Source organism: Pseudoalteromonas sp. CuT4-3, assembly GCF_035666335.1.
Taxonomy (GTDB): Bacteria; Pseudomonadota; Gammaproteobacteria; order Enterobacterales; family Alteromonadaceae; genus Pseudoalteromonas; species Pseudoalteromonas atlantica.
On record NZ_CP142030.1, the window covers coordinates 2770713 to 2789026 of the forward strand.

Below are 18314 nucleotides of genomic sequence, written 5' to 3' on the forward strand. Positions count from 1 at the left end.
TCAGTTAACTTTAGTCAGTCAATTCTAGTTTTCGCGCGTATGGTTAAAGGTTACCTCTGGGTAACGCTCTACCGATAAGTTAAGGTTTACACGGCTCGGTGCTATGTAAGTTAAGTTATCGCCACCATCGAGTGCTAAGTTGCTTTCGCACTTACGTTTAAACTCTTCAAACTTTTTAACATCGTCGCTGCTTACCCAACGTGCCGTATTTACATTTACGCCTTCGTAAATTGCATCTACGTTGTACTCAGCTTTTAAGCGCGCTACAACCACATCAAACTGTAGTACACCCACCGCGCCTACAATTAAATCGTTGTTAGTAAGCGGTCTAAATACCTGTACAGCACCTTCTTCAGAAAGTTGTACTAAGCCTTTTAATAATTGCTTTTGTTTGAGTGGATCGCGTAAACGAATACGACGAAACAGCTCAGGGGCAAAGTTAGGAATACCGCTAAATTTAAGCTTTTCGCCTTGCGTAAAGGTATCACCAATTTGAATGGTACCGTGGTTATGCAAACCAATAATATCGCCCGCATATGCATCTGCTGCGCGCTCACGATCGCCCGCCATAAAGGTTACCGCATCAGAAATACTAATTTGCTTACCAAGGCGTACGTGGTTCATTTTCATGCCTTGGCTGTATTTACCCGACACAATACGCATAAAGGCAATGCGGTCACGGTGTTTAGGGTCCATGTTGGCCTGAATTTTAAACACAAAACCGGTAAAGTTTTCTTCTGTTGCGATTACTTGGCGGTCATCTGTTTCGCGCGGTAATGGCGTTGGTGCCCATTGCGTTAAACCATCAAGTACATGGTCTACACCAAAGTTACCAAGGGCTGTACCAAAGTACACCGGTGAAAGCTCACCCGCTAAAAACAATTCAAGATCAAACTCATTTGAGGCACCAATTACCAGCTCTAGCTCTTCACGTAATTGCTCAGCGAGTTCTTCACCAATGGCAGTATCAAGCTCTGGGTTATCTAGGCCTTTTACAGTGCGAACTTCTTGAATAGTATGGCCTTGGCCTGTTTTGTATAAAACCGCTTCGTCGTTATGAATGTGATAAACACCTTTAAACTCTTTACCACAACCAATTGGCCAAGTAATAGGCGCACAGGCAATATTTAGCTCTGTTTCTACTTCATCGAGTAGTTCCATTGGGTCACGAATATCACGGTCACACTTATTCATAAAGGTTACAATAGGCGTGGTACGTAGGCGCGTAACTTCCATTAGCTTACGGGTACGTTCTTCTACACCTTTTGCGGCATCAATAACCATTAAACACGAATCTACCGCGGTCAATGTACGGTAAGTATCTTCTGAGAAGTCTTCGTGTCCAGGGGTATCAAGTAAATTAACCAGCGCATTGTTATACGGAAACTGCATTACAGAGGTAGTAACCGATATACCACGCTCTTTTTCCATTTCCATCCAGTCAGACTTTGCATGCTGATTAGAGCCACGACCTTTTACAGTACCGGCTTTTTGAATCGCTTGTCCGAACAAAAGTACTTTTTCGGTGATGGTGGTTTTACCAGCATCCGGGTGCGATATGATTGCAAAAGTCCTTCGCTTGCTAATTTCGTTGATAATATTCTGGTCTGCCATTAATAAGTTCTTTTAGTTTGATGCCAAGTTACATGCATAACATTGAGTGTATGCAAGGCAACCCGTTAAGTTGATCGTTATTAACTGGGCTTTGAGCAATTTAGTGTGAATAAATTGACAACAATTAACGCCATATAGCTAATTTTTTAATAGTGGCAATTGTAACAGGAGTCGGTATAAAAGTGTGCTATCTAACTCAAAAATATCTTGGCTTTATATGCAAAAGGAAGGAGTAACTAATTTTAAGGGCCAGCAACATGGTTACTGGCCTTGTAATTAACACAATGTGCTACTGCGTTATTGAAATACTGGGTACCACCGACATACCTACTCGTAACTGCTTAAGCGCCGGCTGGTTTGCATCTAAGCTAATTTTAACCGGTAAACGCTGCACAATTTTGGTGAAGTTTCCCGTGGCGTTATGTGCACCAATGGCTGAGTAGCTCACGCCACTGGCAGGGCTTAGGCTATCAACATAGCCGCGTAAAATTTGCCCTGGTAGTGCATCTACTTTTATTTCAACTTCTTGGCCTACTTTTACATTAGCTAGCTGAGTTTCACGGTAGTTTGCACTAACAAACACTTTATCGAGCGGTACAACAACCAATAGCGGGCTGCCTGGGTTTACATACGCCCCTACACGCACCGATTTTTGGCCAACTATGCCATCAATAGGCGCTGTAATTTGGGTGTACGATAACTTAAGTTCGGCATCTACTACACGTGCTTTAGCTTGTACAAGCGCAGCTTTGGCTTTTTCAATATCGGCACGTAAAATTTTAATCTGCTGCTTTGCTGCCGCAAGGCCTGCTTGGTTTTTATGCAAGTTTGCTTTTTGAATAGCCAGCTTTGCTTGTGCTTCTTCTCGTGCTTGCACAGTGCCTGAGCCATCGGTTGCTAAGTTGGTATAACGCTTTAAATTTAACTGCGCTAATTTAAGTGATGCAGTGTCGGCCTCTACCGCAGCTTGCGCTTGTTGTACCAGCGAATCTTGATAAGTTAACTTAGCTTGCAAGCTAGCTACACTAGCTTTAGCACTATTAGCTTGGGCTTTAGCGGAATCTAGAGCCACTACAAAATCGCGATTATCTATGGTGGCAATTAAATCGCCTTTTTGTACTCGCTGGTTATCTTTAATGAGTACTTGATCTACCGTGCCAGATACCTGAGGTGCCACAAAGGTAAAGTCGGCTTGCACGTAGGCATCGTCAGTTGTTTGAGTTGCACTTTGCGACTCCGGTTTATTAAGATAAATAATACTGCCTGCAACAACGGCAAGTATAGTTGCTGCAACGGTTAATTTAACTACTTTTGGTAAGGCCATAATATATTACTCAACGATTAAAATTTAAGATTTATTAAGATTCGGGGCTGGTACAAAGTTCATACATAGCGCCAGCGGAATTAATACAAGTGCTAACACACCAAGCACCAAGTAGGCATCACCTACCGACATCACTAACGATTGCTGGGCAATAACGCCGCCTAATTGCTCATTAGGTATGGTGTTTGCCAATGAGTTACCGACCAGTGAGGCGCGATCTAATAGCATTTCGTTATGAAAATGACTGCGCACCGTTAATAGCTGCCCCACAACAGCCCCGCCAATAAGCGAGCCAAACACACGTAATGTGTTTATGGTTCCCGAAAAAAACGGCCCTTCGCTTGGGTCTAGTACACTGGTCATTAAAAATAAAATAGAGACCACTGCCATGGGCTGGCCAAATGCTTGCAACAGCTGCGCTGTGATAAATTGATCGCGATGCCATAAAGGCGTAATTTGTGCGCCGCTAAAACAGGCCAGCGCAATTAAAAATAATCCAATTGACATCACAATGCGGGCGTCTACCCATTTTTTGTATAAAAGCAGTGCCACTACCGAGCCAAGTACAAGTTGTGGTAGCGCAATTAATAACCCTACTGGCGCTAGCTGTAATGCTCTATAGCTATGTAAATTGGCTAAATGGGTTGAGGGCAACATTGAGCCCGACATCAACACCACTAACAACATGGTAAGTAGTACAGAGCCAATACCTAAATTGCGTCGGCCTAATAATTGCGGTCTCATAAATGGCGCTTTGTGATGCCACTCGGTTAATACGTAGCAGCCAAATAAAATTAGCCCACCAAAAAAACACACACTAATAAGCGATGAATTAAACCAATCTAAACGCACACCTTGATCAAGCGCGATGGCAATTAACGTCAAAGACGATACGCCGCATACTAGGCCTAACCAGTTTCCTTCTTTAAAGCGCGCATATTTAACACCCTCTTTTGGGAGCCCCCACGCAGTTAGTGAACCTGCAATAATACAAAGCGGAATAACTTGCCAGTAAATCCAGCGCCAGTCCGATAAAACATCAGCCCACTGCCCGCTTAGCCAAATAGCTAAATTTGGGGCGAATGTAGCGGTCATCGCGTAAAGCGCTAAACCGTGTAAACGTATGTTAGGGGGTAAAAATTTAAGTGCAGCCATCATTAATATAGGAATGAGCGCGCCACTACTTACCCCTTGCACAAAACGCAGCGCAATTAATAAGTTTAAATCATGAATAAAAGACAAAATAGCCGCAATAACGCCACATATAGTCACCATAGAAATATGAAAGCGTCTAACCGATAACGTAATGGCAAACCACGAAGCAAAAGGCATAGCGATTAGCTCCCCAACGGTATAGGCGCTTGAAAGCCAAGAGGCATCATCTAAACTTGCCCCTATTACGCCCCTCACATCTGCTAATCCAAGTGCCCCTACTCGGTTATTTAAACCCGCCATCATAGCGGCAATAAAAATGCATAATAGCCCAGCCAGTGCTTGTTTTGATGGCCCTGCGGGCTTAGCAACAGGTGCCGCATTTTGTACAGGCACATTAATCGTGACTGCATTCATTACTCGCCCTCCGCCTTGGCTGACATTGGCGCAAGCGCACTTTCAGATAGCGCGTCTGGGTTCCAGCCACCACCGAGAGATTTATACAAATTTACAACCGCAATCGAGGCATTGGTTGCACTGTTATTTAACTTAGTTTGGCTTGCTAATAAATTACGCTGCGCCGTTAAAACGCTAAGGTAGTCGGCTGCCCCTTGCTGGTAGGCTCTTTCAACGGTTTGTAAAGCCTGCTTATTAAAGTCGTGAGCAATTTCAACTTTGTGATGGTGATTTTGCTGCGCAGCCCAGCCATCTACTGCGTTATCAACTTCGTGCCACGCTTTTAGTACAGTTTGACGATACGTTAATGCCGCGTTTTTCTCGCGCTCTTTAGTCAGCTTAAGCTGTGATTTTAAGCGCCCCCCCTGAAAAATAGGCAAATAAACATTTGGTCCCACTGAAAAAACACGTGAATCCCAGGTTGATAAATCACTTTGCGCATACCCCTCAACCCCTAATGAGCCCGTTAAAGTAATGCGTGGGTAAAAATTCGCTTCGGCCGTGCCAATAGCGGCAACAGCACTGTGTAAGTGTGCTTGCGCTTGTAAAATATCTGGGCGGCGTTTCACAAACTCTGATGGAATAGCCGAAGGGATTTCGCTTGGCATAACAGGCGCAGCAATACGCTCGGCTAACAAAGTATTTAAGGCACGTGGCTTTTCACCTACTAGCAACGCAAGCGCGTTCATTAACACATTACGGCGCTGCGTTTGCTCTGGTAGCGCAGCATTAATTGTTGCCAGCTCTGCTTTTGCACTAATTGTTTCAAAACGTGTACTTACACCGTTTTTTTCGCGGCTTTGTGCAAGCTTTAACACACGCTCTGCAATGGTTTTGTTTTCGTGTGTTATGTTGAGCTGCGTTTGTACACTGCGCAGTAACAAATACGTTTTAGCCACCTCGCCAGCTAAGCTAACACGGGCGGCTTCACGCGCATACAAAGAGGCCTGCAGCATAGCGACGGCCCCTTCTTCAACACGTTTATTACGGCCCCATAAATCAAGTTCCCAGCTGGCATCAAAAACAAGCTGCCAAAAGTTATCAGGGTCTGAGGGCGCACCGAGTGCAACAAACTTACCATTTTCGCTCAGCCCTTCGCGCTTGTAGTCAAACCCAGCAGATACACTGGGTAAGCGGTCTGCCGATGCAATACCCAATGCTGCGCGGCTTTGGGCAATTCGGCTTGATGCTAGCTGTAAGTCAAGATTACCTAACTGTGCTTTGCGCTCTAGCTCCGTTAAAATAGGATCGTTTAAAATTGTCCACCAATTCCACGCCAATTCAGCATTACCGCCTTGTAGCTGAGTAAATTCGGGTGTTGGCTTTATAGCATCGTTGTTTATATTTGTATTAGGCTCTTCAAAGTTAGGACCCACTACACAACCCGACAAAGCCGCAGCTAATGTAAGCGCAATAGCTGAATGCCGCGAATAATTAAAAAGTCTTTTATTAAGACACTGATTAGCCATTTTTAAATCCTAAATTAATAACACAATTATTTATGTACTGTACCGCTCGGTTTGATCGATAAGCAAAAAAAAAGCTAAGCACGCTAATTGCTGCCTAGTCACACCTTAAATACATTTAAACAGGGTAATACCGATAGTTAACAGCTGCTAAAAACACCCTTAACTCAAAGCTTAAATTGAACTGTACCGCTCGGTTTGATACGCTAGGCGTAATTTAACATTATGTCAAGGTGAAATGTAATGACAAAAACGCTTATTAATGCCCAAAACACTCTGCCTCCAAGTGAATTAGAGCTTGGTGCAAAAGCACGAACGGTATTACACGCTGCACGTAAAATATTTTTAATTCATGGTTTTAATGGTGCAACCACCGACATGATCCAACGTGAGGCAGGCGTATCAAAATCGACGGTTTACGCTCACTTTGCAAATAAAGAAATTTTATTTTTAGCGGTCATTAAAAGTGAATGCGAAATATTTACAGCATCAATCGATAATATAACGTTTAAGCCAGGCAACTTAACAGAAAACTTACGCCGCCTTGGGCATGCTTATTTACAAATCGCTCTATCAGAGACTGCCATGGCTCTATACCGAATTGTTGTTGCTGAAGCCACCCGCTTACCCGCCCTAGGTCATATGTTTTATAACTCTGGCCCGCGGGTGGTAAAAGACAAGGTCTCTAATTATTTAAAAGCGGCAGTGGAATCTAAAGAGCTTGATTTTGAAGAATTAAACATTGAAGAAGCCACTAACCTATTTGTTGCCTTAATGCGCAGTGAGCTACATTTAATGTACTTAACTCACCCCGATCAGCCTGTGCTTAAAAAAGATATAGACCGCTGGGTAGAAGTAGCAATAAACTTTTTAGTGCGCTCTTACGGTACGGCTCACACTCAAAAGAACTAATTTTTAAATTTGTAATACTTTAAATAAATAGCATTTTAAAGCCACGCATTAATTTTAAGCGTGGCTAAATTACCCTTAATGCCAATGCCCTAACAACGCATATTTTAATGCATTGTGCTAAACACTAATAAATATAAAATAGCGCTACGGGTTAGCCCCTTGCGCTCAATTTATGACAGGCATTGATACTGCACTGTTAGCTATATAATTAAAAAACCAAGCAGCGCAGCCGCTAACTTATTTAAAATAAAGCTAAATATAGCGCCTTAAAATATAATCTCGCTTTCGGTGCTCACTAGCCTTATTTAAACCAATTATATACACACTTTTTTTACGCTAAATTAACCCAAATCAGCTTACGCTTCTTGTGTAATAAAGTCGTAACGCATATCATTGCTAGATTGCACGGAGGATAAGTAGTTTGGTCATGAAAACCAGTAAGTTAAGTATTCGATTATTATGGTATATAACCCCGCTTGTTATATTACCCTTGTTGTTTTTAGGTGGTTTTACATTAACTAACGTAACCAACTCAACACAAAAGCAGGCTGATCTTATAATGAGTCGCTTTGTTGAGCAGCAACAGCAAAAGGTTTTCAACTACATAGACTCGTTTCATTCAACAGCAAAACTACTGTCTACCTCGCCTGTTTTAAACGATTTTTTATCAAACGACATTCATGCTGATGGCAGCTATACACGCCGCTTAGGGGCACTAATGGATGTTTTTGCCAGTTATAGCGAAGCCTACCCAGATATAATTAGTATTAACTTAGTCTCGGCCAGTGGTAAAAGTGACGCGTATTATTCTAATAATTTAACAACCGCACCGCAGTCATACCCATTTTTTAAGCAAGTACTGCAAAGTAATTTGCGCCAACAACAATTTATGGTGCAAAACAACGACGGCACCACCAACTTATTTTTTGTACAGCGCGTACAAAGTGTTGATTACTATTTAAAACGCCCACAACAACTTGGCTTTATAGTATTACAAGTTGAACCCTCTATATTAAACACCAGTATTTTAGAGGCACCTTATAACAACACCCTTAATTTACTGCTAACCAACGACGGGCAAATTTTATTTAGCTCAGACTACAGCTTACGCGGGCAATATATTACCGAGCACGAGCTTGAACAGGTTCACGATTTAGCCGATGTAGGCACCCTTTCGACTATTGAACTTTCGAGCATAGATAAAATAGAAAGAATGATATTTGCTGTACAAATGAGCGGCGGTTATTACTTTGTATCAACCATTCCAAAAGGCGTGCTTTATCAGTCGGGTAAGGCAATTAGCTTAATCACAGGCTTAATTGTGATAATTTCGGTGATCACCCTGCCTATTCTTATTTTTGTGGTTGTGCGCAATTTACTGCTAAACCCAATTGAGCTTTTAGGGGCCGCCAGCCACCGTGTAGGTGATGGTGATTTATCGGTAAATTTACCTGCTCATACAAATGATGAAGTTGGGGTGTTGTTTAACGATTTTAATCACATGATCAACCAAATAAGACACTACCAAGAACAGCTAGAAGAATATAAACACCACCTAGAAGACAAAGTAGAAAGCCGTACTAAAGCGCTCGAAGCGATGAACAGCCAGCTTGAACTTGCCATAGCTCAAGCAGAGCAAGCTAACCAGCTTAAAAGCCGTTTTTTAGCAAATATGAGTCACGAGATTCGCACCCCACTTACGGCCATTATGGGCTTTACCGAGCAGTTATTAATTAACGATAAAGTGGTTAACGACAAACAGCATTTAAATACCATTTTACGAAACTCTAAACACTTATTAGAGCTAATAAACAACATACTCGATTTATCTAAAATAGAAGCAGAAAAGCTCGCTGTAGAGCAAGCCCCCCTTAATGTAGTACAGCTGGTTCACGATATAGAATCAATTATTGAACCGCTAGCGCACGACAAACAACTGGCGTTTAGCATTCATTACGAGCTGCCATTACCGCGCACTATTTATAGTGATATGACGCGTTTAAAACAAATTTTGATAAACATAGCCAGCAATGCCGTAAAATTTACCGAGCAAGGCAATGTGTCAATTTGTGTGCATTATTTGCAAAGTAAGCAGCAGCTTGAATTTGTGGTTAAAGACACCGGTATTGGTATGTCTGAGCACCAAATAGAGCGTATATTTAAACCTTTTGAACAAGCCGATGCCACCACCACGCGCCGCTTTGGAGGCACAGGATTAGGTTTATGTATTTCTAAAAACTTAGCGCAGTTATTGGGTGGCGATGTTACTTTAAAAAGCGAAATTGGCATAGGCAGTCGCTTTGCTATTACCGTTGATTGCCATATTAACGAGCCGAAACAGCCACTAGAGCTTTTAACTGAGCAAGCACAGCTTATTCCAGAAAAAGACCCTTTCTTGTCGTTTGCCACTTCTAGTTTTGATGCCAACATATTAGTTGCCGAAGATAACCCCGATAACCAGTTACTTATAAAACTGCTATTACAAACCTGGGGCCTAGAGCCAGATATGGCTAACAATGGTGCACAAGCAGTAGAAATGGCGTTAGTAAACGACTACCAGCTAATTATTATGGATATGCAAATGCCTGTAATGGGCGGCCTTGAGGCTACTAAAATGCTACGTCATGCAGCCTACGATGGGCCCATTATCGCGCTTACCGCCAATGTAATGAACCATGATATAGACACATACATTGAGGCCGGTTGCGATAAAGCACTGGCAAAACCCATTGATAAAGACGCGCTTGAAAACGTGCTAGTTAGTTACTTAAATCTTGAAAAAGATAATCAGAACAAGTGGGATAGTTTACTAAAAAGTGAAAAGTTTCAGCAAATTAACGATAACTATGTGGCTAATCTGCCAAGTTACTTGCAAAAGGTAAACAGCTTAAAAGCCAGTAACGATGCAGAGGCACTTCGAAGTGTAGCTCATAGCTTAAAAGGCAGTGCTGGTTGCTTTAATTTTGACGATATTTACCACAGTGCAGCGCTGCTAGAAGAAAACCTGCTTAGTAATGACCAAGCCCAGCGCCCCACATTAATTGTAAATCTAATTAATGCTATTGAGCAAACCATAGCTAGAAGTAAAGAAACCGCCTAAAAGTGCGTGTTTTACTTTAAACGTTTATTTAGCGCTTAATTTAACCCTTTAACTAAACGCTAAGTTAAGCGCCATACCCATTAGTATGGCGTCTTCATAGCCATTTTTAGAGGGCTCATCGCTTGGGTAATAGTTTTTACGTACCGACATTTGCGTAAAGCCAGCATGTTCGTAAAGCTTTATTGCACGCGCGTTTGATTCGCGTACTTCTAAAAAAAGGTTTTCAGCATTTTGCTGCTCGCCATATTCAATAAACTGGCTAAGTAACTGCCTTGCAATGCCTTTACCTTGCTCACTGGGCGTTACACATATATCCATAAGGGTAAAGTCAGGCCCTGCCTTTTCACCTATATAAAAACCTACTAGGGTGTTTTCATCAAACGCCGCTAAATTAAAGTAACGGCCGCCCATGCAAGAGCTCATTGTTTTAAGAGACCAAGGATGAGATTGGCAGGCAGTTTCAATAGCCATTAATTGTGCTATTGCGCTTTCGTTTACAGGTTTAAAGTTTATCAAGGTGTGTGCTCATTAAAGCCCATAAAGCGCGCTTATCAGAAGCACTGAGCTGTGAGGTTGGTAGTGTAAGCTTATCGTCGGCTAACTGTATGTCTGCCCCTTTTAAAACATGATTAATTGTTAAAGAAGGTGCACTAAAACGTATATCACTTAATAACTGCTTGCTCAGCGCTAACGGCTCAGCTGGAGTGCTTTGTGAAACGGCTAAAGTAGTCTCAGTATTTTTAGGACGATAATGCTGATTTAGTTCAAGGTTTTCTATACCAAAAATAGCTGCGTAACGTGGATGCATAACAACTCAGTAGATTAAACACTAGAACAATATATGAAGTAATAAAAACGATGTAAAGAAGAAATGGCAGGGGCGGAGAGATTCGAACTCCCAACCGTCGGTTTTGGAGACCGCTGTTCTACCAATTGGAACTACGCCCCTGCAATGTCGACGAATTATAGAGACCTTTTAGAAAAGGTAAAGTAAAAAATTAACTTTTTAGTTTAACTGCTTTTAAATTATACAAAACGCTGAATTAGCAAGCTAAATAGCGCTGTAAAGCCACTTTAGCTTTAGCAGCACTCACCTTTAAAAAAATAAATGCTGCTCAGCTTAGCGTAATTAAAACTGCAGTATGTGCTTTAAAACCGTACGAGCTTAATAACCGCGGTACTGTTTTTACCTACGCTTAGCCCAAACGCTATGCTGTAAATTCCTTCTTAAGTGTTAAATACTTTAGCTAGCATGGTGTATTTACACTTGCTGCTAGTTATTTTTATAGCGATTTAGCTTGGTGGAGTTGCTGTATACATAAACAAGTCAATAACATTGGCAGCATTTATAATACAATTTAGCGTCTAGGGGATCCGCGCCTTACCACCTAATTGCATATTTCATCATGTATCTTACTTACGCGGGTCATTCACAATGCAAATATGGAGGAGCTTTACTATTAGCAGTTGCTGGTAGTTCACGCCGTGTTATATGAAGTTTAAATCAAAAAAATACAGTATCGATTCAACCGATTACCAAGTAGGACAAGATAACGTTAGCAAATGGGGCATGGATATTCATACTAATGTATTTTCTGTTTCTATTGGCCTATCTCTACTTTTTATAATTACTCTACTTGCCCTCTCGCCTAACGAAGCTAAAGAGGCGATTAACTCAATAAAAAATGCCGCACTAACTAATTTTGACTACGTATTTATGTGGGGCGCCAATATATTGCTGCTGTTTGCAGTGGGTATTGCCGCTTCACCGTTGGGTAAAATTCGCCTTGGCGGCGATAAAGCAACTACAGATTATTCAACCTTATCGTGGGTATCTATGCTCTTTGCTGCAGGCATGGGTATAGGCCTTATTTTTTGAGGTGTGGCAGAGCCCACCGCCTTTTACACCGACTGGTTTGGCACGCCTCTCAATGCAGAGGCCTTTACCGAGCAAGGGCGAGAAATGGCTTTAGGGGCTACTGTATTCCATTGGGGTCTGCACGCGTGGGCAATTTACGGTATGACCGCTTTATGCCTAGCCTATTTTGTTTATAACAAAGGCTTACCGCTTTCTATGCGCTCTATATTTTATCCGCTTTTAGGAGATAGAGTATGGGGCAAGTTAGGTGATGTTATCGATGTAATGGCGGTATTAGTTACCCTTTTTGGTCTTGCTACGTCGTTAGGCTTAGGCGGGGCACAAGCTGCCAGTGGTATTAGCCACGTACTCGGCTTTAAAAGCTCTTTGTTATTACAACAAGGCATTATTTTATTAATTATGAGCTTGGCTATCCTCTCTATTGTGCGCGGTATGGATGGTGGCGTTAAACTCCTAAGTAATATAAATATGGGCATAGCCTTTGTGTTTCTGGGGTTAGTGTTTATTTTAAACTTTACCACGGTACTTGATTCTGCATACACAGCCGTAATAGGTTATGTTAAAAATATCATTCCTCTAAGCTCAAGCACAGGCCGAGAAGATACGCAGTGGCTACATGGCTGGACTGTGTCTTATTGGGCGTGGTGGGTTGCATACGCACCTTGCTTTGGTATGTTTGTAGCGCGTATTTCAAAAGGGCGTACCATACGCGAATTTTTAGTGTATGTATTACTCATTCCTACTCTTGTAACTACTGCTTGGATGTCGGTTTTTGGTGGTGTTGCGATTGATCAAATTATAAATGAAGTTGGGGTACTTGGCGCAAACCAAGGTATTACAGATGTAACGCTTAGCTTGTTTTATATGCTAGATGCTTATGCGTTTGGTACGCTGCTTTCTCTTTTAGCTGTGGCGTTAATAATTATCTTTTTTGTTACCACCCTCGACTCCGGCTCTATTGTAATAGATAGCCTTACATCAGGCGGAAAACTAGAAGTACCTATAAAGCAAAAGCTAGTATGGGCCGTTATTGCCAGTATTATTGCTATGTTAATGCTGTGGATTGGTGGCACCGATTCAATTCAAGCATTGCAATACATTATTATTATTGCCGCCCTGCCCTTTACTATTATTTTAATTCTAGGCTGTATTAGTCTAGTTAAAGGGCTACTTACAGAAACAGAGCAACCTACGCCCGTTCCTGCAAAATAAACCCACTTAGCCCACTTCACTTAATTAGTTTAGTGGGCAAGAACTAACGGTTTTTATTATTTAAATAACAAAACTATGTTTGCTATCTAAAAGGCATTAACCATTAGTAAAAACGGGTGTTATTCCCACTCGAATATCAACAGGCACAAAATACATCGAAATAACAGCTATTTAGAAATACCACCTTTCCCGATACCATCATCTATACCATGCGCAGAATTTTTTGATTTTTTTGCGTCTCGTCGGCGTTTGAGTTCTGCTTTGGCCCAAGCTGAGGATTCTTGCATATCACGACGAAGCTCTTGTATCTATTCAACACTAAGCCGTCGCGGACCCGAGGTAATTCTATCCATCTTGTACCTCCAACTTGTCGCAATACATTTTAAAACGCATCAAAACATGAGTTACCAGCAAGAAACCTTGGTGATATTTTTAGATTGTTTTTCATACACATATTGAAAGCCATCAATACTGCCCAAAGATTATACAACGAGGAATAACCTCGTTAAATAAAAGGATCAAATTATGGGTTTAAAACCAGGACCAAAACCAATAGCCAAGTCGACTGGTAAACCAGATCAACGTCGACGTGACAACAAAAAAACTCCAGGAAACACTCCGGGACTAAAGCCGAGTAAGTCCTCGAACAAGTAGCGTTCCCCTGTTTAGTGCCGAGTCAGAGTATGTGGTACTGACTTTTGTTCTAAACAGCTCTTTTTCTAAACCCATATGCCAAAAAAAAATTTAAAACCGATACTCACAACATTCATTCAAGCCAGATTTGGACTTAGTTTATATAATCCATTACTAGGTCTGTAGTAGCTATTCAACAAGCCCTATTTTATTAATAGGGCTTGTTTCTAATTGCTAGGTTACTGAATACGTTTTAGATCGCCACGCGTTACGGTCAATATCCAAATCGCTGAATTCATCCGGGTCGAATTGGGGATGTTCTATCCCATCTTTAAGTTTGTTTCGGTAATCTTTCAACAGACGCATTACCGTAGGGAACAGCATTATCAGAACGAGTAAGTTCACAATAGCTAGTATACCCATCATTGGATCTGAAAAGAAAAATACTGACGTTGCTGTTGGAGCTACAGCCCCAATGAATACGATAGCAATAACTGAAATTCGTAGGATGTGTAACGCCAGCTTGCTTTTCGATATAAAGGTCAGTGCATTTTCTCCCAAGTAGTAATTGTAGATAATGGAACTGAAAGAGAATAAAAAAATCGTACCCGTTAGAAAGTACTGAGCCCACCCTCCTAGATGAGACACCAATGATTGTTGTGTAAGGACAGCACCATCAGCAACTGTCTCACCCGGTACATATACATTACCAAGTAAAATCACGAAAGCTGTGCAACTGCATACAACGATAGTATCAATGAATACAGACAGAGATTGAGTTATTCCCTGGCTAATCGGGTGCGTTACATCCGCTGTTGCAGCAACATTTGGTGCAGAACCTAGGCCTGCTTCATTGGAGAATAAGCCTCGTCGGAGACCGTTTGCAACTGCTGCCCCCATCCCACCACTTACTACTTCTTCAATACCAAAAGCGTTTTTAACGATTGTTAATATGACCGCCGGAAGATCGGAAATATTCATGATAATTATGAGCAAAGAAATACCTATATATGCAATCGCCATTATGGGGACGATGACGTCTGTCGTTTTAGCGATACGATGGATGCCACCGTATATAATAAAGCTAACGATAACTGCAAGAAATGCTCCGGTATAGATACGATCGATACCTAGACTATCTACAACTACTCCTGCAACTGTATTACCTTGAAATGCGCTGAAGCCGATTGCAAAAGATGCTATTAAGCATATAGAATAAACATAAGCTAGCCATTTGTAATCTTTTCCAAGGCCATGAATAATCGTCCTTGCAGGACCGCCACGGAAAACATCACCGTCTACTCGCTTATAGAGCTGAGCGAGTGAGCACTCTACCAAGCTCGTCGCCATTCCGATAAGCGCAACAGCCCACATCCAAAATACCGCGCCTGGTCCACCTAATGTGATAGCAACGGCAACACCTGCAATGTTTCCGCCACCTACACGACCGCCTATCGACAATAAAAGAGCTTCTCGACCAGAGATCGCATTCTGATCCGAAGTTTGGTTTTTAGTCAGCAACACTCGGAACATGCGTTTGAAGAATCTAAACTGAACGAAGTCAGTTGCGATTGTGAAGAAGAGACCGAATATTAAAAGGAATGGAATAAGTGACCAACCCCATGTGAGATCTCCGATTAATCCAAAAAAGGATTCTAGTATTAGCATTAGTATTCCTTGATATATTAATAATTTTATCTACTCATGCTCTCGTTCTAAATAATATGTAGTTTGAATTTTATTATATTTTTTATTGATTTAATTTGTTCTTAAATTCCTCCTCTTTGATTGAGAGTGCTTTTCTGTTTTATTAGCCTAAAATTAAAAAGTGAAGCAACGCTCTCACTAATATTCCTAATAATATCCCTGGTATTGCATATTTAAATAGTCGTACAAAACGATAGCTTAAACCTAAGAATATACCTACACCTGGTAAGTCGAATGTATTAACCAGAAATCCGGCGGAGGTATTTATCTGCGTAGCGGACATATTGCCTTGTTGAATCAAATCAGTCGCGACACCTAAATAAGCAGTCCCTCCACCTAGGTATTTTGCCAGAGTGGGCATAACAAACATGGAAGATATATTGACGGCGTTCAACAGAGGCAATAATGTTTGCTCTAGAGCAGTAACGGCTCCTGCGGCTTTGAGAATGCCGACAATAGTAATTGACAACGTTAGCATTGGAATAGCACCTACAGCTAATCGAATTGCGTCAATGCCAGCATCATTAATCACCTTTATTAAACCACTATGGGACGAACTGTCATTTGACGCTTGGTCTGAAGAATGATTGTCTTTATCTGATAAATTCCGCCCTGAGAAATACCAAGTCAATGAAGATGCACATAATCCACCGATGATAGAAATGACAATTGCTGCTGTCCAGTTGAGGCCTAAAGGGATCATTGGATAGAGAATATTACCTTGCGCCATTGCTAATAGCATCGCCAAGGTTGCGGCTAAGTGTCGGTCTGATACACCTCGACTTTGCATAATAGACAACGTAGCAAGTGGAGCCGCGAAACTGATAAAGTTCATCTGAAGTAAGGCGAAGGTGCTCATTCCCGTTAAGCCAAATGGCTTAAAAATTGGAGTCAGCTTCTTAACAATGATATCCATTATCCCCTTTGTTTCCAGCACTTTCATGATACACAGCATGACTATCATGACAGGGAGAAGCGTATAAAGCGCGATATCAACAGAGAACCGACCTGAAGACAAAATAATTTCAATGAATGACATGCTGATTCCTGAAAGATACCTTTAGCGTTAAAAGTAGAGGTCTTTTAAAGTAGTGTTTATTTAATTGAAAAGATGGCATCTACCTGAAGAATCATGTTAAAAGGCAGTGAATTAGCTCCCATGACAGAGCGGGTGTGATAGCCCCTCTCGCCTAAAACTTCAACTAGTAAGTCAGAGCAACCGTTCACAACTTTGGCATGGTCAACGAAGCTATCGCTGGCATTGACCATACCAAATAATTTAACGACCGAATCAATACGTGATAAATCACCTAATACATCTTTTGCAACGGCCAGTATTTGTAACCCCACATTGCGCCCAGCCAAATAACCTTCCTGTACGGTAAGATCGTTACCCAAAGTTCCTGTTATAAATTGCCCATCTTCACTTCTTGGTCCTTGCCCAGATAAATAAAGCATATTTCCAACTAAACCAGCAGGTTGATATTGACCTGCTGGTTTAGGAGCTGAGGGTAAAATAATATTAAGTGATTCAAGTGCTTTCTCTGGTGATATTGGCATACCAATCTTCTCAATCATTAGTGAATGTTATTTGATCAGCTAAGCAACCGTGCGCTGCCTGACACTTTGATCCCAGAACCAATTTGAGGTGAGATCTCAGCGGTTAAGCATGAAGACATACCCATATCTTCCCCTTGATAAACCACGATAGATCCTTGATGTGGCCAAGTGATATCTCTGAGATATCCAGAAAGTGCTGCTGCCGCCGCTCCAGTTGCAGGGTCTTCAAATACTCCTCCTACAGGAAACGGATTTCGTGAGTGGAATACTTGATTCTGCTCAGCGTAAATCAGGTTAAATGTCACCAGCTTTTCTCGAAGAGATAAATGACGACCATCTTCTTGGTTATACTGCATCGCTTGCAATGTTTGTCTGTCTTTTAAGGCAAGGATCAAGTGATCTCCACCGCCATGAGCTATCGCAGGCGGAATTCGTAGATCAAGGTTCGCCTCGCTGAGGCCAAATAAAGCGAGGGCTTCAGCGAGTAATTCCTTACTAATTGGGCGGCTATGAGTAGATGGAGAGATAAATGAAGCCCCCCAGTCCTGCTCAGAGAAGTAGCCTTCAACGCTGATTTGCGCGTGATTGAGTGTTAAGTGAAAGGTTCCAGACCCAAAATCTCGCGCAAGAGCGGAGCCGAGTGCAATGGTTGCATGACCGCAAAAGTCTACCTCTACTTCTGGTGAAAAATATCGAACTCGCCAACCTGTATCGTTAGGAGCTGCAAATACTGTTTCTGAATAACCAATATCTGCTGCCAATGTTTGCATCGTTTTGGTGTCAGGCATCAATTCACATAGAACAACGCCAGCGGGATTTCCCCCTTCTGAACCGTTTGAGAATGCAGCAATACGCTGAATATTCATAATATTTTTCTCCGAAAGTAAGGAATTACAAAGATATGCCAATATATCAACAGGTAAGCGGTTCAAAGGAAGCCACTAAGTCTATTTCAACCAAAGCATCTTCAAGAGCCAGTTGTGAGATAACGGTAGAACGAGTTGGCAAATGGTCACCAAATGTGCGGGCAAATGCGGCATCAAATTTCTGAAAATTACTTCGCTCGGTAATCCATACACCGGCTTTTACGACATTTTCTGGCCCCAAATTATATTCAGCCAGGACCTTAAACTGATGAGCAAGAATTAAAGCTGTCTGCTCTTCAACATCACCTTGGATTTTGCCGTTGCTATCGAACGCAAGCTGGCCGGATAAGAACAGAAATGAGCCTGATTTTATTGCTGGGGAAAGGTGTGGCATATTGAGATCTCCTTTGATTATCTGCTGGAGGTGATTGTG

Annotated in this window: 13 protein-coding genes, 1 tRNA gene and 1 pseudogene; 3 read left to right on the forward strand and 12 right to left on the reverse strand. The window is 41.8% G+C overall.

Going from position 1 to position 18314, the window contains the following annotated elements; translation table 11 throughout:
• Window positions 1-24 precede the first annotated feature (24 nt).
• The 4 genes from prfC to VOI46_RS12795 form a co-directional block, all read right to left on the reverse strand.
• A complete protein-coding gene (prfC, locus tag VOI46_RS12780; protein WP_004586154.1) occupies window positions 25-1614 on the reverse strand; it encodes a peptide chain release factor 3 in 1590 nt (529 codons plus the stop codon).
• Between the two features lie 289 nt (window positions 1615-1903).
• Entirely contained in the window at window positions 1904-2938 is a 1035-nt protein-coding gene (locus tag VOI46_RS12785) for an HlyD family secretion protein (protein ID WP_004586153.1), read from the reverse strand.
• Window positions 2939-2962: 24 nt separating this feature from the next.
• On the reverse strand, window positions 2963-4507 hold the full coding sequence (locus VOI46_RS12790) for an MFS transporter (RefSeq protein ID WP_004586152.1): 1545 nt from the start codon (window positions 4505-4507) through the stop codon (window positions 2963-2965).
• On the reverse strand, window positions 4507-6015 hold the full coding sequence (locus VOI46_RS12795; protein WP_324738058.1) for an efflux transporter outer membrane subunit: 1509 nt from the start codon (window positions 6013-6015) through the stop codon (window positions 4507-4509). The genes VOI46_RS12790 and VOI46_RS12795 overlap by 1 nt, the downstream gene beginning before the upstream one ends.
• 240 nt (window positions 6016-6255) lie before the next feature.
• Here VOI46_RS12795 and VOI46_RS12800 point away from each other — a divergent pair, with 240 nt between their 5' ends.
• Window positions 6256-6924, forward strand: coding sequence for a TetR/AcrR family transcriptional regulator (locus tag VOI46_RS12800; RefSeq protein WP_004586150.1), 669 nt, complete (start codon window positions 6256-6258; stop codon window positions 6922-6924).
• A 427-nt stretch (window positions 6925-7351) separates the two neighbouring features.
• Entirely contained in the window at window positions 7352-10024 is a 2673-nt protein-coding gene (locus VOI46_RS12805; protein ID WP_273604633.1) for an ATP-binding protein, read from the forward strand.
• Between the two features lie 48 nt (window positions 10025-10072).
• Here the strand turns inward: VOI46_RS12805 and rimI are convergent, their stop codons facing one another.
• From rimI to VOI46_RS12820, 3 genes are all read right to left on the reverse strand, one after another.
• Entirely contained in the window at window positions 10073-10540 is a 468-nt protein-coding gene (gene rimI / locus VOI46_RS12810; RefSeq protein ID WP_004586148.1) for a ribosomal protein S18-alanine N-acetyltransferase, read from the reverse strand.
• Window positions 10527-10832 (reverse strand): hypothetical protein, encoded by a 306-nt coding sequence (locus tag VOI46_RS12815; protein WP_004586147.1) that lies wholly within the window; start codon window positions 10830-10832, stop codon window positions 10527-10529. The genes rimI and VOI46_RS12815 overlap by 14 nt, the downstream gene beginning before the upstream one ends.
• Before the next feature lie 64 nt (window positions 10833-10896).
• Window positions 10897-10973: transfer RNA gene (locus VOI46_RS12820), tRNA-Trp, on the reverse strand.
• Between the two features lie 543 nt (window positions 10974-11516).
• Here VOI46_RS12820 and VOI46_RS12825 point away from each other — a divergent pair.
• Window positions 11517-13115: pseudogene (locus VOI46_RS12825) on the forward strand (BCCT family transporter).
• 867 nt (window positions 13116-13982) lie between these two features.
• Here the strand turns inward: VOI46_RS12825 and VOI46_RS12830 are convergent.
• The 5 genes from VOI46_RS12830 to VOI46_RS12850 form a co-directional block, all read right to left on the reverse strand.
• Window positions 13983-15416 (reverse strand): alanine/glycine:cation symporter family protein, encoded by a 1434-nt coding sequence (locus VOI46_RS12830; RefSeq protein ID WP_004586144.1) that lies wholly within the window; start codon window positions 15414-15416, stop codon window positions 13983-13985.
• Between the two features lie 142 nt (window positions 15417-15558).
• The gene (locus VOI46_RS12835; protein ID WP_004586143.1) at window positions 15559-16494 is read right to left on the reverse strand and encodes a nucleoside recognition domain-containing protein; all 936 of its coding nucleotides are present in this window, start codon (window positions 16492-16494) and stop codon (window positions 15559-15561) included.
• A 56-nt stretch (window positions 16495-16550) separates the two neighbouring features.
• Complete coding sequence (locus VOI46_RS12840; protein WP_198288819.1) at window positions 16551-17033, reverse strand: RidA family protein; 483 nt, start codon at window positions 17031-17033, stop codon at window positions 16551-16553.
• A 17-nt stretch (window positions 17034-17050) separates the two neighbouring features.
• Window positions 17051-17947 (reverse strand): PhzF family phenazine biosynthesis protein, encoded by an 897-nt coding sequence (locus VOI46_RS12845; RefSeq protein WP_212751110.1) that lies wholly within the window; start codon window positions 17945-17947, stop codon window positions 17051-17053.
• Window positions 17928-18275 carry a RidA family protein gene (locus VOI46_RS12850; protein WP_004586140.1) on the reverse strand — a complete coding sequence of 116 codons (348 nt, stop codon included), beginning with the start codon at window positions 18273-18275 and terminating at the stop codon, window positions 17928-17930. The genes VOI46_RS12845 and VOI46_RS12850 overlap by 20 nt, the downstream gene beginning before the upstream one ends.
• Between the last annotated feature and the right edge of the window lie 39 nt (window positions 18276-18314).

Coding starts and splice junctions, on each gene's coding strand:
- prfC (WP_004586154.1), bottom strand. CDS start 1,614: ATGGCAGACCAGAATATTATCAACGAAATTAGCAAGCGAAGGACTTTT.
- VOI46_RS12785 (WP_004586153.1), bottom strand. CDS start 2,938: ATGGCCTTACCAAAAGTAGTTAAATTAACCGTTGCAGCAACTATACTT.
- VOI46_RS12790 (WP_004586152.1), bottom strand. CDS start 4,507: ATGAATGCAGTCACGATTAATGTGCCTGTACAAAATGCGGCACCTGTT.
- VOI46_RS12795 (WP_324738058.1), bottom strand. CDS start 6,015: ATGGCTAATCAGTGTCTTAATAAAAGACTTTTTAATTATTCGCGGCAT.
- VOI46_RS12800 (WP_004586150.1), top strand. CDS start 6,256: ATGACAAAAACGCTTATTAATGCCCAAAACACTCTGCCTCCAAGTGAA.
- VOI46_RS12805 (WP_273604633.1), top strand. CDS start 7,352: ATGAAAACCAGTAAGTTAAGTATTCGATTATTATGGTATATAACCCCG.
- VOI46_RS12815 (WP_004586147.1), bottom strand. CDS start 10,832: ATGCATCCACGTTACGCAGCTATTTTTGGTATAGAAAACCTTGAACTA.
- VOI46_RS12830 (WP_004586144.1), bottom strand. CDS start 15,416: ATGCTAATACTAGAATCCTTTTTTGGATTAATCGGAGATCTCACATGG.
- VOI46_RS12835 (WP_004586143.1), bottom strand. CDS start 16,494: ATGTCATTCATTGAAATTATTTTGTCTTCAGGTCGGTTCTCTGTTGAT.
- VOI46_RS12840 (WP_198288819.1), bottom strand. CDS start 17,033: ATGATTGAGAAGATTGGTATGCCAATATCACCAGAGAAAGCACTTGAA.
- VOI46_RS12850 (WP_004586140.1), bottom strand. CDS start 18,275: ATGCCACACCTTTCCCCAGCAATAAAATCAGGCTCATTTCTGTTCTTA.